This window comes from Kribbella kalugense, assembly GCF_004365875.1.
GTDB lineage: Bacteria > Actinomycetota > Actinomycetes > Propionibacteriales > Kribbellaceae > Kribbella > Kribbella kalugense.
The window spans coordinates 3,154,998-3,169,952 of sequence record NZ_SODF01000001.1 but is presented as its reverse complement, the minus strand read 5'-3'; the positions used below and the strand labels follow the sequence as shown (position 1 = coordinate 3,169,952).

The window sequence follows — 14,955 nt, the reverse complement described above, 5'->3', positions numbered from 1 at the left end:
TCGGCAATGCTGCGAATCGATGTGATGTGACGCACAGTCACGACCGGATGAAGGAGCCAAGGCCGACCTGAAGTCGCCCGTGGGAGGTCGCAGCGAAGACCTCTTCGGTCAAAGGGGCCCGTAAAGGGTCCGCGTCGGACATGCCGAAGCCCAGGGCACTCGCGTGACCTGGGCTTTTGTGCGCCGCCAGGGACTCGAACCCCGAACCCGCTGATTAAGAGTCAGCTGCTCTGCCAATTGAGCTAGCGGCGCTGGTATTGCTTTCGAACGAAGAGGATCGTAGCAGGGCGGCGGGGGAGATGCGAAATCGGTTAGCGGGTGAGGATGGTCATGGCGGCGTTGTGGCCGCCGAGGCCGGAGACGGCGCCGCCGCGGCGGGCGCCGGCGCCGCAGATCAGCAGGTTCGCGACGTCGGTTTCGGTGCCCCAGCGGCCGGCGTCGCCCGCGTCGGTGGCCCAGGGCCACTGGAGGTCGCCGTGGAAGATGTGGCCGCCGGGCATGCCGACGGAATCCTCGATGTCGTACGGCGTTTTGGCCTCGATGCAGAGGTTGCCGTCGGCGTCGCGGGCGATGCAGTCCTCCAGCGGCTCGGCCAGGTACGACTCCAGTCCGGCGAGCACGCGTTGGGTCGCGAGGGCACGGGCCGAATCGTTGTCGGAGGCAAACAATCGGGCCGGGAAGTGGACGCCGAAGACGGTCAGTGTGTGGTGGCCGGAGGCAACCAATTGCAGGGACAGGATCGACGGATCGGTGAGGGAGTGGCAGTACACCTCGGAGGGAGGCGTCGGTGGCAGGACGCCGGAGGCCGCGGACTGGTAGGCCGACTCCAGTTGGGTGTAGTCCTCGTCGATGTGGAACGTGCCGGCAAACGCACGCCGAGGGTCGTCACCTGACTTCAGCGCCGGCAGGTGACGCAGTAGCAGGTTGATCTTCAGCTGCGACCCCTCTGGCTTCTCGACGCCGGTCTGACCACGCAGCGCAGCCAGAGTCGACGGTGCGACGTTGGAGAGCACCCAGGTGCAGTCGACCGACCGCTCGCCATCGCCACCGAGCCACGTGACCGATCCGCGCACTCCGTCGACCTGAACGGAGGTGACTGAGGCATTCGTAACCAGTCTGGCCCCCGCACGCCGAGCAGCCGCCGCCAGCGCATCTGTGACCGCGCCCATGCCACCAACAGGCACCCGCCACTCACCGGTTCCGTTGCCGATCAGGTGGTAGAGGAAGCACCGGTTCTGGATCAGCGACGTGTCGTGCAGGCCGGCGAACGTCCCGATCACGGCGTCCGTCGCCACCACACCGCGGACGGTGTCGTCGGCAAAACGGCGTTCGATGGTCTCACCGAGCGGCCGCTCCACCACCTCCTCCCAGAGCGCTCCGTCGACGTGAGAGCGGAGGTCGGAAGCGGACTGGAGTGGCTCAAGCAGAGTGGGCGCCACAGCAGCAGCGAGCGAGCTAACGGCACCGTAGAAGTCGGTCCACGCGGCGTACTCCGCGTCGCCCCCAGTCAGCTCAGCAAACGACGCACGGGTGGCAGCGCCCTCAGGACGCTCGACCATCAGGCCGACGTCGCGGCCAGAGCGACGTACCGGGGTGTACGACGCGACTGCGCGCGACCGGAGGTCCAGGCTGAGACCCAGGTCGGCGACGACCTTGTCGGGCAGCAGACTGACCAGGTACGAGTACCGGGACAGGCGGGCGTCCACCCCAGGGAACACGCGCTCGCTGACCGCTGCGCCGCCGGTGTGGGGCTGTTGCTCCAGTACGAGCGTGGACAGACCGGACTGGGCCAGGTACGTGGCGGCGACGAGGCCGTTGTGCCCACCGCCGACTATGACGACGTCGTAGAAGTCCATCAACCCACCGGCCAATCGAGCTTGTGGTAAGCGGCGTCCCAGAACATCCATTCGTAGCGGCACGTCATCGCGAAGTGCTGGTGACAACGTTGCCGCTCCGCAGCCCCCACGTCCAGTCCGTCCGTGACGGCGAGGACCGACTCGACCACCTCGTCGAACTCCTCCGAGCCGTACGTCTCGATCCACTGGCGGTACAGCGGGTCCGGTGACGACCGCTTGAGCAGCTCCCGCCCGACGTCGCGGTAGATCCAGTAGCAGGGCAGTACGGCGGCCACGGCCTCGGCGTACGTACCTGTGGCGCAGACAGCCGTCAGATAGGACATGTACGCCGTTGTTGTCGGACCGGATCCGGCTGCGTCCACATCCGCAGTGGTGAGCCCCAGTGACCCCAGCAGGGAGCTGTGCAGCGAACGCTCCACGGCGATCGCGTTGGCGGCGTGCAGCGCGAACATGCTGACCGCGTCCTCGTCCGGCGCCCGCCCCGCGACCAGGCTGAGCGCCCGTGAGTACGCGCGGAGGTAGTGGCTGTCCTGGACGATGAAGTACCGGAACGCGTCGTGGTCGAGCGTCCCGTCGGTCAGCCCGGTGATGAACGGGTGCCGGACGATCTCGTCGTACACAGAGGCGGCACCGCGGTCCCACAGCTCGCCGGAAAACGTCATCCCAACTCCTCGCCATCGACTGCGACCGACCTTATCCACAGACGCGACGAAGGTAGGCGACGAAGATCACTCCCGCGCCTTACTCTGAGGCATGAGTACGCAGGGGGAGCTGCCGCCGGACTCGCCGCTGCTGGGGCGGATCCGGGCGTCGGTGATCGGTGACGACCAGGTGATGCCAGGGCCGTACGGTCCTCGCCGGGTGACGTATGCCGACTACACCGCGTCCGGCCGTGCGCTGACGTTCCTGGAGGACTTCATCCGCGACGAGGTCCTGCCGCGGTACGCGAACACGCACACCGAGTCGAGCGGGACCGGTCTGCAGACCACCCGCCTGCGTGAGGACGCTCGCCGGATCATCCACAACAGCGTCGGCGGCGACGACGAGACCGCGCTGATCTTCTGCGGATCCGGCGCGACCGGCGCGATCGACAAGCTGATCGGGATCATGGGGCTGCGGATCCCGGCCGCGCTCGACGACACCTATCACCTGACCGATCAGATCCCGCCGGACCAGCGCCCGGTCGTCTTCATCGGGCCGTACGAGCATCATTCCAACGAGCTCCCCTGGCGCGAGTCGATCGCCGACGTGGTGATGATCAGCCAGGACGCCGACGGCCACATCGACATCCCGCAGCTCGAGCAGCGCCTGATCGAGTACGCCGATCGACCGCTCAAGATCGGCTCGTTCTCCGCCGCCAGCAACGTCACCGGCATCGTCAGCAACACCCAGCGGGTGTCAGCCCTCCTGCATCGGTACGGCGCTCTGTCGTTCTGGGACTGCGCTGCGGCGGCGCCGTACGTGGACATCAAGATGTACGGCGACCACCCGCTCGAGTACAAGGACGCCATCTTCCTCAGTCCGCACAAACTGATCGGCGGCCCGGGCACTCCCGGCGTACTCGTTGCCCGGCGGGAGCTGCTCCGCAACCGCGTGCCCGACGTACCGGGTGGTGGCACGGTCGCGTATGTGAACCCGCTCGAGCATCGGTATCTGGACGATCCGGTGCATCGTGAAGAGGGCGGTACGCCGGAGATCATCGGGTCGATCCGCGCCGGCCTGGCGTTCCAGCTGAAGCAGGCCGTCGGGATCGACGTGATCCGCGCGCACGAGGATGCGTACCTGCGGAGAGCGGTCGAGGCCTGGAAGACCGAGCCGAACCTACAGATCCTCGGCAACCTGGACGCCGAGCGGCTGTCGATCGTCTCGTTCGTGGTGAAGGCACCCTCCGGCCGCTACCTCCACCACAACTTCGTGGTCGCGTTGCTCAACGACCTGTTCGGGATCCAGTCGCGCGGCGGCTGTTCGTGCGCCGGCCCATACGGTCACACCCTGCTCGGCATCGACCTCGCCCGCTCACACGAGTTCGAGGAGGAGATCGTGCACGGCTGCGAGGGCATCAAGCCCGGCTGGGTGCGGGTCAACTTCAACTACTTCATCTCCGAGGCCGTCTTCGCGTACGTCGTCGAGGCCGTCAAACTCGTCGCCCGCGACGGCTGGCGCCTGCTCGGCGACTACCGCTTCAACCCGGCCAACGGTCTGTGGCGGCACCACCGCGGCCCGGTCGAGCCGCCGATGCGCCTGTCCCAGGTCGGGTACGACGCCGACGGCAAACTCAGGTACCCGCGCCACGAGCACACGGCCCCCGATTCCGCCCTCGACGACTACCTCGCCGAGGCCCGCGACCTGCTGTCCACCTGCCAGGAGAGCCCTTCCGACGCCGAGGGCCAGGTAAACACCGACTTCGACCACCTCCGCTGGTTCGAACTGCCCTCGCGCTGCTTGTCGCCTTAAAGCACCCGGTGATCCGCAGCGAGCGACTTCGCCACTTCGACGGTGGCGTCGTCGATCGGCTCAGCGGCGGATGCGCCGTACGCAGTGAGGAGCTGGTGCTGGACGGTGTCCACGCCCAGCCCGGGCACCTCCGCGGCGAGGGAGCCGACCGACGCCGGGTCGAAGGGCAACTCCAGGTGTCGATAGACGTCGGTCAACAGGGGGCGGAGACGGTCGTCGTCGCCCACCACGACGAGTGCGCTGAACAACCAGCCGTTGCGTACGACGCGTTGCCCGGTGCCGACCAGTTTCACTGCGCCGCGGGCGTTGACGCTGTAGTCGCCCGGGCAGTACTCGCCTGGCACCGGTCCCACCCGCGCGTCGATACCGAGGGTCTGCAGCACCTCGGCGTACAGCGAGCCGTACTGCGTGAAGCGCGTCTCCATCCCGTCCGGTGCGAGCCGCTCGTGCTTGACATGGTCGATCACCAACGCCTCGGTCGTGTACGCGACCGGACGTCCACCGACCGCCCGCACCAACGGCTCGAAGCCGGCCGCCCGGGCCGCAAGCACCGCGGCTCCGAATCCCGCGAGCCGCGTGTCCCGCCGGCCGAACACCACCACCGGGGCCGGCGGCCGATAGACCCGCAGCGCCTCCGTCAGCTCTCCGGCCGACGCACGCCGTACCAACGCATGACCGATGGCGAGCTCCAGCGCCTCGTCACCGCCATCCACCGCACCAGTGAAGAGCAACACCTCGCCATCGTGTCACGATGCGCGTCCGGGCACCGAAGTTGCGATCGGCAGGTGATTGTGCCGGGATTGTTGTGGGCCGGCGCCATTTTAGGTTCCGGCAATAAATAAAGGGGTTGTGCGATAGGCGGCGGTGGATTTATCTGCCATTCTGCGGAAATGGGCGCAGCGGAATTGAGAGTTAAAGGGTGGGCGGCGTTGGTCGCGGGGGTTTCGCTGGTGTTCGCGGCGGTGATGGCGCCCGCCGCGTCCGCCGTACCGGAGCGCGCGAGTTCGGCGGATCCCAGGCTGACGGTCACGAGCGTCACGCTCGGACGGACCGCGGTCGCGGTCTCAGGGCTGAACACCGTGGCGGTCCCGGTGACCGTGGCCGGTGGGTATCCGAATACTGTCTCGGACGACGTTTTTCTCAACGTGTTCCTGGATCGTACCGGCGGCACCGGGCAGTTGACCTACATGGCCGCGGCGCTTCTCACGCGGGATTCCGGGACCCTCGAGAAGGGTATTTGGAAGGGTTTCCTGTACGTGCCTTCGACGGCGAACGGGACGTTCAAGGTCACCGGGGTGCTGCAGGGCTCCGTCATCGACGGGTCCGACGGCAGCATGACGACCCAGACCCCCTTCGACGGTCCGGCGATCACCGTCACCGGCTCCCACCTGCCGAGGATCGGCGTCTCGATCATCCCCAAGGTGGTGCCGTTCGGTTCGGCGTACAAGGCCCGGGTCGCGATCACCGACGCCGCGACCGGCAAGCCGTACGGCAGCCGGATCAACGTCCAGATCACCTGGGACAACCTCTGCGTCGAGCACGACGGGGACCGCTATCTCACCAACACCGGCGGGATCGCCGAGCGGACCTATCCCGCTGCTGCCGGGGACGCCGGGAACTGTGTGCGGCTGCGCGGCCGGGCGTTCGACACCGCGGGGCTCGGCTGGGTGGTCAGCCGGCCGGGGATCGTCGCCGCGACGCCGTCCAGGACGACCGCTCCGGTCGGCACGGTCGTGCCGGTCAACGGCACGGTGGTCGGCGTGGCCGCTCACGACTGCCCGGTGGTGCTGCAACGCCTGTCGGGCGCGACGGCGTGGCGCGGAGTCAGCCAGGCCGCCGTCCGGCGGAGCGGACGGTTCACAGTGCTGGCCCAGCCGCCGTACGTCGGCAACGTGATCTACCGCGTGTCCTTACCGAAGTGCGGCCGCTTCCAGGCCGGGCTCAGCAAGAACTTCGTCATCCGCGCGACCTGAGCCGAAGTTGCGGTGAGCGGCAGGGATCAGGGATTACTGTCGTGCTGTGAGCAGCGCGGACGACGAGGCCGGGGGCGAGAGCCTGCTGACAGTGCTGGTCGCGCTGGCGGCGAACCTGTTGATCGCGGTCGCGAAGACGGTCGTCTCGGTGATCACCGGATCTGCCTCGATGACGGCAGAGGCGGCGCACTCCTGGGCCGACACCGGCAACGAGATCTTCCTGCTGGTCGGCGAGCGGCGGGGCAGGAAGCCGGCCGACCGGACGCATCCGCTCGGGTACGGGCGGGTCGGCTACATCTGGTCGATGTTCGCCGCGTTCGGCCTGTTCACGGTCGGTGCAGCGGTCTCTGTCTGGCACGGGATCCAGTCGCTGCAGCACGGCGAGGCGGACGGAGCGTCGTACGGCTGGGCGTACGCCGTCCTCGGGGTCTCGTTCGTGCTCGAGGGGATCTCGTTCAGCCAGGCGCTGCGGCAGACCAAGGCCGGCGCGCTCGAGCGGATGCTGCGGCCGTGGCGGTACGTGCAGATCACCTCGAACCCGGTCCTGCGGGCCGTCTTCGTCGAGGACCTGTCCGCGCTGATCGGCATCCTGATCGCCGCGCTCGCGATCCTGATGCACCAGCTGACGGGCAACGCGGCCTGGGACGCGGTCGGTTCGATCGTGGTCGGCGTATTGCTCGGCGTGGTCGCGCTGTTCCTGATCAGCCGGAACATGGACTTCCTGACCGGTGAGGCGGTGACGCCGCTCGCGCGGAACCGGGTACTGCGCGCACTGCTCGAGCACAAGGACATCGAGCGGGTGACGTTCCTGCACATGGAGTGGGTCGGCGCCGACCGGATCTTCCTGGTCGCAGCGGTCGACGTCACCGGCAACGATGTCGAGTCCGAGGTCGCCGCCAGGCTGTACGCGATCGAGGACGCACTGAACGCCCGTCGGGAGATCCAGCAGGCGATCCTCACCCTCTCCCGCCCCGGCGACGGCACGAAGCTCGAGCCGGGCGAACTGCCGAGCTGGTACGTCGAGCCGCCGGCTTAGAGGGCGTACTTTCGTGGCCGGTCGGGAGGTGTACGCTCCCGACCGTGGAGCCCGTACACGTTGCGGTTTCGGCGCTGGCTGCATTGTTGCCGATCACGAATCCGATCGGAGCGCTGGCCACCTTCGCCGGCATGACCGGCGGCGTCGACCGCGCCGCGATGAACCGCCAAGCGCTGATGACAGGTGTCTACGTGCTGGGGATCCTGGCCGTATTCGCGCTGCTCGGCACGCTGGTTCTGGAGGGGCTCGGCATCGGCCTGCCCGCGCTCCAGATCGCCGGCGGTCTGGTGGTCGCGCACTCCGGCTTCGGGATGATCGTGGCCCGTCAGACGCTGACCGACGACGAGAAGACGCACGGAGTGGCGAAGCCGGACGTGTCGTTCTCACCGATGGCGCTGCCGCTGATCGCCGGTCCGGGCGCGATCGGCGTGGTGATCGCACTGACCGCGCGCCATCCCGGGATCACCAACCGGTTGAGCGTGATCGTCGCGTCGGTGGTGATCGCCGGCCTGATCGCGCTTCTGCTCCGCTTCGGTACGCCGTTGGTCGACAAGCTGGGGCCGACGGGCCTGGGTGCGCTCAGCCGCATCATCGGCTTCCTGACCCTGGCGATCGGAGTCGAGCTCGTGACTCACGGCGTACTCGCGGTGAAGTAAGCCGGACATGGGTGATGCCGTGCACCCCCGGGGCGCACGGCATCACGCGTGCACTACTTGGTGGTGGGCTTGGCGGCTGAGACCGGCGGGAGCTTCCACGCCTTGCTCTTGGCGAGCGTGGTGAGTTCGTCGACGGACAGGATCGGCTTGGGCCGAGTGTGCTGCTGGCCCTTCTCGGCCGGGGCGTTGTAGCTGGTCAGGTTGATGTTGCGGCCGTCACGACGGAACAGGACGACGTAGTTGCTGACCACGCCGTACTGCGCCTGGCGGCCGTCGGAGTACTCGGGGTTGTTCTTCGAGGTGAACAGGACCGAGCCGTCGGACAGGGTGGTGCAGCCCTGGCGGACCGGCACGCAGGGGTTGCCTTCGCCGCCGCCCGAGATCATGACGTCGACGCGAGCGGCGCCCTTGCCGTCGTTGGCCACGTACGCCGCGCCGACGAAGTCGCCACCGCCCCACGTCTCGGACTTCGACAGGCTGAGGTGGGAGGCCTCGAGGAGGGTCCGGAGCGTGGCGAGCGTCTGCTTCGGGGTGACCTGACCGGCGTTGGCCGGGGGAGTCTTGGCCGATGGCTTGATGGACGCGGACGGCTTGGTGAGCGGCACCGGGGTGCCTGCGGCCGCGGCATCCGCGGGGGAGCCGAGCAGGTGGATCCCGCCGGCGATCAGGCCGGCGGTGGCCAGCACGGCGCCGGCACCGGTCGCGGTGAGCAGCGTCGTACGGCGGCGGCGCTGCCGGAGACCCTGGGCGACGCTGCGCTCCAGCAGGTCCGGCGTGACCGGCTCGAGGTTCTCGGTGGCCTGCTGCATCAGGTTGGTCAACTGCGTGTTCATGGGGTTCTCCTCGGTTTCAGAGCGCGATCAGCTGGGCGGCGCCATCGCCGAGAACCGCGCGGAGGCGGTCCAGGGCCCGGGCGGTGCGAGTGGTGATCGCACTGGTGTTCTTGCCAAGATCGAGCGCCACTTGCTCGACGCTGCGATCTTCGAAGAACCGCAGCACCAGCACAGCGCGATCCAGCGGCGCCAGTTCGGCCAGGGCGCTCTGCAGCGCCATCCGCAACTCGGGATCTCCCGGCCGCTCCACTACTTCAGGAAGCTCGCCGGTAGGCCGCTCGGACCAACTCTTCCGGCGACGCTGAGAGATGTACGTCCGCACCAGCGCGGTCCGCGCATAAGCAGCCGGGTTGTCGATCCGCTGCCAGGTCCGCAGCAAGTTGGCGAGCGTGTCCTGCACGAGATCCTCGGCATGATGCCGATCCCCAGTCAGCAACCAGGCGGTCCGATACAAACGTGGTATCCCGGCTCGCGCGAACTCCTCGAACTCCTCCGTAGATCTCATCCACACCCTCTCGTCGATGCCTCACCCCAAGAGACGCACCGACAGACAGCCCAGGTCACAGAAGGATCAGAACACCTTCGCCAACACCCAAACCGCAAACCCCAAAAACCCCACCCCAAACGTCACCACAACAACGACGCCATACCCAAACCACATACTCCCAGAACCCTTCACGAAAGCATCCTCCCATCCCCCAACAGCCCCCGAGCCCCAAGCCAACCGCCAAACCCAGCCACCGCAGCCGAGCCAACTAGCGGACCCAGCCCACGGACGCCGAGCGAAGCGAAGGCAGAAGGGGGGTGCGGGTGGCGGAGCCCCCGCCCGCGGCAAGCGAAGCGCAGCCGCACAAAATGCCGAAGGCGACGAGGCCCACGCTTTCCGTGGGCACACGTCGCCTATCGCCTTCGGGTGAGTGACGGGACTTGAACCCGCGACCACCTGGACCACAACCAGGTGCTCTACCAGCTGAGCTACACCCACCATTGCCGTCCGAACCGCGACGGCTGAGCAATCATAGCGATGAACTCTCGGGACCAGAAATCGAGTCCCGATCCGCAGGTCAGGCGCCCGTTGGACTGTCCGACACCGGCGCTGCGATGAGGCTGGCAGCCGCCCGAGCGGTACTCGAATCAGGCCCCGGCTGCGGCACGAAGACCGTCTCCCGGTAGTACCGCAGTTCGGCGATGCTCTCGGTGATGTCGGCCAGCGCACGGTGGTTGCCGGTCTTCGGCGGCGTCGCGTAGTACACGCGCGGGTACCAGCGCCGGACCAGTTCCTTGATCGAGCTCACATCGACGTTGCGGTAGTGCAGGTGGGACTCGACCAGCGGCATGTCGCGCACCAGGAACGTCCGGTCGGTGCCCACCGAGTTCCCCGCGAGGGCAGCCTTGCGGGGCTCCTTCACGTACGACGTGATGAAGTCGAGCACCTGTTGCTCCGCATCGGCCAGCGGGATGCCGTTGGCGAGCTCCTCGAGCAGCCCGGACGCGGTATGCATGTCGCGGACGAAGTCACCCATCTGTTCGAGCGCGGCCGGTGGTGGCGCGATCACCAGGTCGATCCCGTCTCCGAGCACGTTCAACTCGTAGTCGGTGACCAGAACCGCAACCTCGATCAAGGCGTCGTTGGCCAGGTCGAGGCCGGTCATCTCGCAGTCGATCCACACCAGCCGGTCGTTCATGGGCACCCACCCTACGGCGAGCCGCCGACAGTCCTGCGGCGGCGTGCCCTGTCAGCGCGGCGCGTGCCCCAGATGAACACTGCGGACGGACAGTACGGCGAGGTCGCGGCGCCGTCCGAGGAAATGCGGACCGTCCGGGTCGAGCAGCTCCTTCCAGACCGCCAGGTCCTCCGGATCCAGCCACTCCCCATCCCCAGCAACAACGTGACCATGACCGTGTCCCGCACCACTCATCCGCTCGATCCGCGTCCGGAACCCACGCACGACCCCGTCGAGCCGTTCCGTCGACAGCGGCGCCGGCGTCTCGGTCAGTACGCTCCGCGTGGTCACGTCGCTCAGCCCGGCCCGGGTCAACGCCTCGGTCCACCCGTACGGCATCGGCACCGACCCCGGCAGCGACTCCCGCATCACTTTGAACCACCGGTCCTGCGCCAGGTCCAGCCGGAGCTCCAGCCCGGGCTCGCCGATCCCGAGGTCCCACGGCAGGTGCCGAGTCGGCAGTCCGCCTTCAGCGAGCGCCAATCGACCACCTGGTGCCAGCAACGACGCCAGTACGTCCACAGCGGCCTGCTGGTCAGCAGCGTGGTGCACAGACGCCGACGCCCAGATCAGGTCGGCCGGTGCGTCGATTGCCCGACGCAACGGTTTCGCACCGTCGTCCATCGACGCCAGCTCACACCGAACCAGTCCAGCAGTGTGCTGTTGTGCTTGCTCAAGTACGTCGGGATCCGCGTCGACACCGACCACAGTCGCACCCGGCAGAGCCTCCGCCAGTGCCTTGGCCATCCCACCGCCACCGCAGCCGATGTCAGCCAGCACCTTGTCGCCGTCCCGCACCAGACTGCGGGCCACTGCTGCGTTCCAGTCGGCCTCACCCGCGGCCGACGCCCGCAACCGCCCCGCCTCTTCAGCCCAATCGATCTCGATCATGCCGACAGTCTGGTCCCAGCGACCGGGCCATCCCACGTGATGTTGCCGGACCGGCAAACGGCGTTACCTTTGCGCGGTGATTGCGAAGTACCGCACGGACCGCCTCGTCATGCTGCCGCTGCAGGTGGAGTACGCCGGGGTGATGGCGAAGGTCCTCGCCGACCCGAGCCTCTACACGTTCACCGGTGGCGAGCCGCCGACCAAGGAGGCTCTGGAAGCGCGGTACGCGCGCCAACTGGCCGGACCAGGCCGTGCGAACGAGCACTGGCTCAACTGGGTGATCCAGCACGACGACGAACTGATCGGCTACGTCCAAGCGACGATCATCGACGGTACGGCGGAAATCGCCTGGGTCATCGGCGCCGCGTGGCAACGCCGGGGTTATGCGAAGGAGGCCGCCCAGGGACTCTTCACCTGGTTACGGACCCAGCGGGTCGAGCGGATCATCGCGCACATCAACCCGGAACACACTGCTTCGGCCGCTGTCGCGACCGCGATAGGTCTGCACCGAACGGACGAGCTGGCCGACGGTGAGTACCTGTGGACCACGTGACAACAGGCCCGGACCAGTGACTGGCCGGGCCTGCAGTCAGGTGACTCAGACCGGGCGGACGTTCTCCGCCTGGAGGCCCTTCGGACCCTGAGCGATCTCGAACTCAACCTTCTGGTTCTCGTCCAGGGAGCGGAAGCCCTGCGTCTGGATCGCCGAGTAGTGCACGAAAACGTCGGCGCCGCCGTCCTCCTGGGAGATGAAGCCGAAGCCCTTCTCGCCGTTGAACCACTTAACTGTTCCCAAAGCCATTTTTTCTTCTCCTGATACGACAAAACGCCCGGCGGATTACAATCCGCGGGCGCTTCGACACGAACGTGGAACTGCAAAACTGCAACCGTCGTTGAGCCTAGCACGCTGAATGACCCCTCAGCCACCCATCGCCACGCCGTATGTCGTACTCGTCAGGCGTCCCCGACCAGGTGACCTCGCACCCGGACGTGCCGCACTCACAAGCGAACGGGTACGCCGGCAACTCGGCCAGCCCGATGTCCGCCTGCCACAACCGCCCCTGCCGGCACGCGGCGAGGTTCTCGTACTGACGCTGCCGACTCAATTCCTCACCCGGCTGCAGCCCGGGTAGCGGACCCAACGCATCCTCGACCGCCTGCGTGATGGCCGCCCAATCCGGATCGGCCGGAACCTCGATGACGACCCGGTCCCGCTCGGCGGCTTCCCGCCGTACCCGATCAGCGAGTACGGCGTCCCGCGCGAGCAGGCCCTCCAATCGAGCGCGACCGGCCGGATCCTCGACCCGTGCCAGCCGTTCCTCCCGCGCTCGCCGGGTCTGCTCGCCGTCAGGCACCAACCACACCGCAGCCTCGACACCGTCCGCCATCGACGGGAAGAGCTGCGGCCCCTCGACCAGCGCGGGTACGTCGCCCAGCGAGCGCTCCTGCACGTCCGCGACCAGCAGCTTGAGTCGCAACCGCGCGATCCGGACGAAGGCCTCGGCGGCGTACTCCGGACCCTCGGCCAGATCCTCAGCCAGCGGCCGCATCGGCGGCATCCGGTCCAGGTGCGCGTAGGTCCACAGATCGATCGGGTGCAGCGGCAGGTCACCCCGCCGCGCAAGCCCCCGCGCAATCGTCGACTTCCCAGCCCCTGGCGCCCCGCCGATCCAGACCATCATCCGGCCATCCTGCCAAGCCCAGGGTCAACGCACGTACGTCGCCAGTGACGCACCGCCGGTCTGCACGGCCGAGGCCAGCCGCAGGTCGACCGGTGTGTCCGACGGCCCGAACATCCTCTCGCCGTTGCCGAGGATCGACGGCATCGTCATCAGCCGGTACTCGTCGACCAGGTCGGCTGCCTGCAGCTCCCGAATCACGCTCAGGCTGCCGGTGACCACGACCGTCCGCGGCTCCGACCGCACGTAGCCGGTCAGCGAGCCCTTCATCAGCGTCGAGTTGGGGAAGGCCGAGAGATCGGTCAGCGAGTGCGACGCGACCACCTTGGCCATCTTGTTCATCTGGGTCGAGAACTCGTCGGTGCGGTTCGGCCAGAGCCGGCTGAACAGCTCCCAGGTTGTCCGGCCGAGCAGCAGTACGCCGCTGTCCATCAGCTCACCCATCCTGAACTTGTCCCCGGCGACGGTCTCGGGGCCGTGCCGGAACATCCAGCCGCCGGCCGGTGTGCCGCCGGCGCCGTCGGGGTCGGTGACGATGCCGTCGAGGCTGACGAATCCGGTGACGATGACGTGGCCCATGGTCTCTGCTCCTTCGGTCGAGTGATTCACACCCGTACTTACTGCCGGGCCGGCCCCGATTCATCGGTGCTGACCGAACTTCTGTGATCTTGACCCCATCTAGGCCTCGGCCTACTGTATGCCGTATACCAAGCCTCCTCGGAAGGCAGGGCTCCCATGAGAGTTGCGGTTCTCGGCGCCGGTGCGATCGGTGCGTACGTCGGTGCTGCGCTGCACCGTGGCGGGACCGAGGTCCACCTGGTGGCCCGCGGCGCGCACCTGGAGGCGATCCGGTCGAACGGCGTGCAGGTGCTCAGTCCACGCGGTGATTTCGAGGCCCGTACGCCGGCCACGGACGACCCGGCCGAGATCGGTCCGGTCGACTACGTCTTCCTCGGGCTCAAGGCGAACTCCTACTCGAGCGCCGGCCCACTGCTCCAGCCGCTACTGCACGACCGCACGGTCGTCGTGGCGGCGCAGAACGGCATCCCCTGGTGGTACTTCCACGGTCTGAAAGGCCCGTACGAAGGCCGCCGGATCGAATCGGTCGACCCGGACGGCTCGGTCACCCGGGTGATCGACCTCGACCGGGCGGTCGGCTGCGTGGTCTACTGCTCGACCGAGTTGGAAAGCCCAGGCGTCGTACGGCATCTGGAAGGCACCCGCTTCTCGATCGGCGAGCCGGCGGGTGGCCCGTCGCAGCGGTGCGAAGACTTCAGTACGGCGATGATCGCGGGCGGGCTGAAGTGCCCGGTCGAGGCGGACGTCCGCAACGACATCTGGATCAAGCTGCTCGGTAACGCGGCGTTCAACCCGATCAGCGCGCTGGCCCGGGCGACGATGGTCGAGATCGCTACCCACCAGGGCACTCGCCAGATGGTCCGGATGATGATGGAGGAGTCGCTCGCGATCGCCGCCGCCCTCGGATGCCACCCGGACATCTCCGTGGACAAACGGCTCGACGGCGCCGAACGCGTCGGCGAGCACAAGACGTCGATGCTCCAGGACCTCGAGAAGGACAAGCCACTCGAACTCGACGTCATCCTCGCCGCGGTAGTCGAACTCGCCGACCTGACCGGCACCCCGGCGCCCACCTTGCGCGCCGTCCACGCAGTCACCGACCTGCTCTCCCAAAAGGTCGGCGTCACCTCCTGACCCAGGTGGGTCTGGCCAAAAGCACTACTCAACCCGCCGGATTCGCACCTGTGTTGACGCAAACATGCATAAACTGCGAGCCATACGGGAGGTGGCGGCAATGCCGGTGGAAGGATCGGTAGGGCGGCGACGGCGGGGTC

16 protein-coding genes and 2 tRNA genes are annotated in these 14,955 nt (G+C 67.6%); 6 read left to right on the top strand and 12 right to left on the bottom strand.

The features are described 5' to 3' along the window. Positions 1 to 179 precede the first annotated feature (179 nt). The 3 genes from EV650_RS14890 to tenA form a co-directional block, all read right to left on the bottom strand. Positions 180 to 252, bottom strand: a tRNA-Lys gene (locus tag EV650_RS14890). A 59-nt stretch (positions 253 to 311) separates the two neighbouring features. Next, positions 312 to 1,856 carry a phytoene desaturase family protein gene (locus EV650_RS14885; protein ID WP_134119336.1) on the bottom strand — a complete coding sequence of 515 codons (1,545 nt, stop codon included), beginning with the start codon at positions 1,854 to 1,856 and terminating at the stop codon, positions 312 to 314. After that, positions 1,856 to 2,518, bottom strand: a complete 663-nt coding sequence (gene tenA / locus EV650_RS14880; protein ID WP_134119335.1) for a thiaminase II — start codon at positions 2,516 to 2,518, stop codon at positions 1,856 to 1,858. Before tenA ends, EV650_RS14885 begins: the two co-directional genes overlap by 1 nt. Before the next feature lie 91 nt (positions 2,519 to 2,609). Here tenA and EV650_RS14875 point away from each other — a divergent pair, with 91 nt between their 5' ends. Beyond that, positions 2,610 to 4,310, top strand: coding sequence for an aminotransferase class V-fold PLP-dependent enzyme (locus EV650_RS14875; protein ID WP_134119334.1), 1,701 nt, complete (start codon positions 2,610 to 2,612; stop codon positions 4,308 to 4,310). Here the strand turns inward: EV650_RS14875 and EV650_RS14870 are convergent. Then, positions 4,307 to 5,044, bottom strand: a complete 738-nt coding sequence (locus tag EV650_RS14870) for a lipoate--protein ligase family protein (protein WP_134119333.1) — start codon at positions 5,042 to 5,044, stop codon at positions 4,307 to 4,309. The genes EV650_RS14875 and EV650_RS14870 overlap by 4 nt on opposite strands. Before the next feature lie 156 nt (positions 5,045 to 5,200). Between EV650_RS14870 and EV650_RS14865 the strand changes: the two genes are divergently transcribed. From EV650_RS14865 to EV650_RS14855, 3 genes are read left to right on the top strand one after another with little or no spacing between them, the layout of a single operon-like run. After that, on the top strand, positions 5,201 to 6,283 hold the full coding sequence (locus EV650_RS14865) for a hypothetical protein (RefSeq protein ID WP_134119332.1): 1,083 nt from the start codon (positions 5,201 to 5,203) through the stop codon (positions 6,281 to 6,283). A 46-nt stretch (positions 6,284 to 6,329) separates the two neighbouring features. Next, positions 6,330 to 7,319 carry a cation diffusion facilitator family transporter gene (locus tag EV650_RS14860; RefSeq protein ID WP_202874507.1) on the top strand — a complete coding sequence of 330 codons (990 nt, stop codon included), beginning with the start codon at positions 6,330 to 6,332 and terminating at the stop codon, positions 7,317 to 7,319. A gap of 44 nt (positions 7,320 to 7,363) precedes the next feature. Beyond that, positions 7,364 to 7,975: a MarC family protein gene (locus tag EV650_RS14855; protein ID WP_134119331.1), complete on the top strand. Its 612-nt coding sequence runs from the start codon at positions 7,364 to 7,366 to the stop codon at positions 7,973 to 7,975. Positions 7,976 to 8,028: 53 nt separating this feature from the next. Here EV650_RS14855 and EV650_RS14850 read toward each other — a convergent pair whose 3' ends face one another. From EV650_RS14850 to EV650_RS14830, 5 genes are all read right to left on the bottom strand, one after another. After that, on the bottom strand, positions 8,029 to 8,808 hold the full coding sequence (locus EV650_RS14850) for a hypothetical protein (protein ID WP_134119329.1): 780 nt from the start codon (positions 8,806 to 8,808) through the stop codon (positions 8,029 to 8,031). A gap of 16 nt (positions 8,809 to 8,824) precedes the next feature. Further along, positions 8,825 to 9,313, bottom strand: a complete 489-nt coding sequence (locus EV650_RS14845; protein ID WP_134119327.1) for a SigE family RNA polymerase sigma factor — start codon at positions 9,311 to 9,313, stop codon at positions 8,825 to 8,827. A 407-nt stretch (positions 9,314 to 9,720) separates the two neighbouring features. Further along, positions 9,721 to 9,793 (bottom strand) — tRNA-His (locus EV650_RS14840). A gap of 79 nt (positions 9,794 to 9,872) precedes the next feature. Continuing rightward, entirely contained in the window at positions 9,873 to 10,493 is a 621-nt protein-coding gene (gene orn, locus EV650_RS14835) for an oligoribonuclease (protein WP_134119325.1), read from the bottom strand. A gap of 51 nt (positions 10,494 to 10,544) precedes the next feature. After that, a complete protein-coding gene (locus tag EV650_RS14830) occupies positions 10,545 to 11,423 on the bottom strand; it encodes a class I SAM-dependent methyltransferase (protein ID WP_134119323.1) in 879 nt (292 codons plus the stop codon). Positions 11,424 to 11,499: 76 nt separating this feature from the next. Between EV650_RS14830 and EV650_RS14825 the strand changes: the two genes are divergently transcribed. Continuing rightward, positions 11,500 to 11,976: a GNAT family N-acetyltransferase gene (locus tag EV650_RS14825; protein ID WP_238174214.1), complete on the top strand. Its 477-nt coding sequence runs from the start codon at positions 11,500 to 11,502 to the stop codon at positions 11,974 to 11,976. A 45-nt stretch (positions 11,977 to 12,021) separates the two neighbouring features. On the opposite strand, the gene EV650_RS14820 is transcribed toward EV650_RS14825, so the two are convergent. The 3 genes from EV650_RS14820 to EV650_RS14810 all read right to left on the bottom strand — a co-directional run bounded on the left by EV650_RS14820 (position 12,022) and on the right by EV650_RS14810 (position 13,681). Next, positions 12,022 to 12,225, bottom strand: coding sequence for a cold-shock protein (locus EV650_RS14820; protein WP_130445359.1), 204 nt, complete (start codon positions 12,223 to 12,225; stop codon positions 12,022 to 12,024). A 97-nt stretch (positions 12,226 to 12,322) separates the two neighbouring features. Continuing rightward, positions 12,323 to 13,105: a P-loop NTPase family protein gene (locus EV650_RS14815; protein WP_238174213.1), complete on the bottom strand. Its 783-nt coding sequence runs from the start codon at positions 13,103 to 13,105 to the stop codon at positions 12,323 to 12,325. Between the two features lie 24 nt (positions 13,106 to 13,129). Continuing rightward, positions 13,130 to 13,681, bottom strand: coding sequence for a dihydrofolate reductase family protein (locus EV650_RS14810; RefSeq protein ID WP_134119321.1), 552 nt, complete (start codon positions 13,679 to 13,681; stop codon positions 13,130 to 13,132). Between the two features lie 156 nt (positions 13,682 to 13,837). Here EV650_RS14810 and EV650_RS14805 point away from each other — a divergent pair, with 156 nt between their 5' ends. Further along, positions 13,838 to 14,815 (top strand): 2-dehydropantoate 2-reductase, encoded by a 978-nt coding sequence (locus EV650_RS14805; protein ID WP_134119319.1) that lies wholly within the window; start codon positions 13,838 to 13,840, stop codon positions 14,813 to 14,815. The last annotated feature ends 140 nt before the right edge of the window (positions 14,816 to 14,955 follow it).

Bases quoted from the DNA above. Each gene is read 5' to 3' on its own strand.
- EV650_RS14810 (WP_134119321.1), bottom strand. From the start codon at position 13,681: ATGGGCCACGTCATCGTCACCGGATTCGTCAGCCTCGACGGCATCGTC.
- EV650_RS14865 (WP_134119332.1), top strand. From the start codon at position 5,201: ATGGGCGCAGCGGAATTGAGAGTTAAAGGGTGGGCGGCGTTGGTCGCG.
- EV650_RS14875 (WP_134119334.1), top strand. From the start codon at position 2,610: ATGAGTACGCAGGGGGAGCTGCCGCCGGACTCGCCGCTGCTGGGGCGG.
- EV650_RS14815 (WP_238174213.1), bottom strand. From the start codon at position 13,105: ATGATGGTCTGGATCGGCGGGGCGCCAGGGGCTGGGAAGTCGACGATT.
- EV650_RS14850 (WP_134119329.1), bottom strand. From the start codon at position 8,808: ATGAACACGCAGTTGACCAACCTGATGCAGCAGGCCACCGAGAACCTC.
- EV650_RS14820 (WP_130445359.1), bottom strand. From the start codon at position 12,225: ATGGCTTTGGGAACAGTTAAGTGGTTCAACGGCGAGAAGGGCTTCGGC.
- orn (WP_134119325.1), bottom strand. From the start codon at position 10,493: ATGAACGACCGGCTGGTGTGGATCGACTGCGAGATGACCGGCCTCGAC.
- EV650_RS14805 (WP_134119319.1), top strand. From the start codon at position 13,838: ATGAGAGTTGCGGTTCTCGGCGCCGGTGCGATCGGTGCGTACGTCGGT.
- EV650_RS14830 (WP_134119323.1), bottom strand. From the start codon at position 11,423: ATGATCGAGATCGATTGGGCTGAAGAGGCGGGGCGGTTGCGGGCGTCG.
- EV650_RS14885 (WP_134119336.1), bottom strand. From the start codon at position 1,856: ATGGACTTCTACGACGTCGTCATAGTCGGCGGTGGGCACAACGGCCTC.
- EV650_RS14845 (WP_134119327.1), bottom strand. From the start codon at position 9,313: ATGAGATCTACGGAGGAGTTCGAGGAGTTCGCGCGAGCCGGGATACCA.
- tenA (WP_134119335.1), bottom strand. From the start codon at position 2,518: ATGACGTTTTCCGGCGAGCTGTGGGACCGCGGTGCCGCCTCTGTGTAC.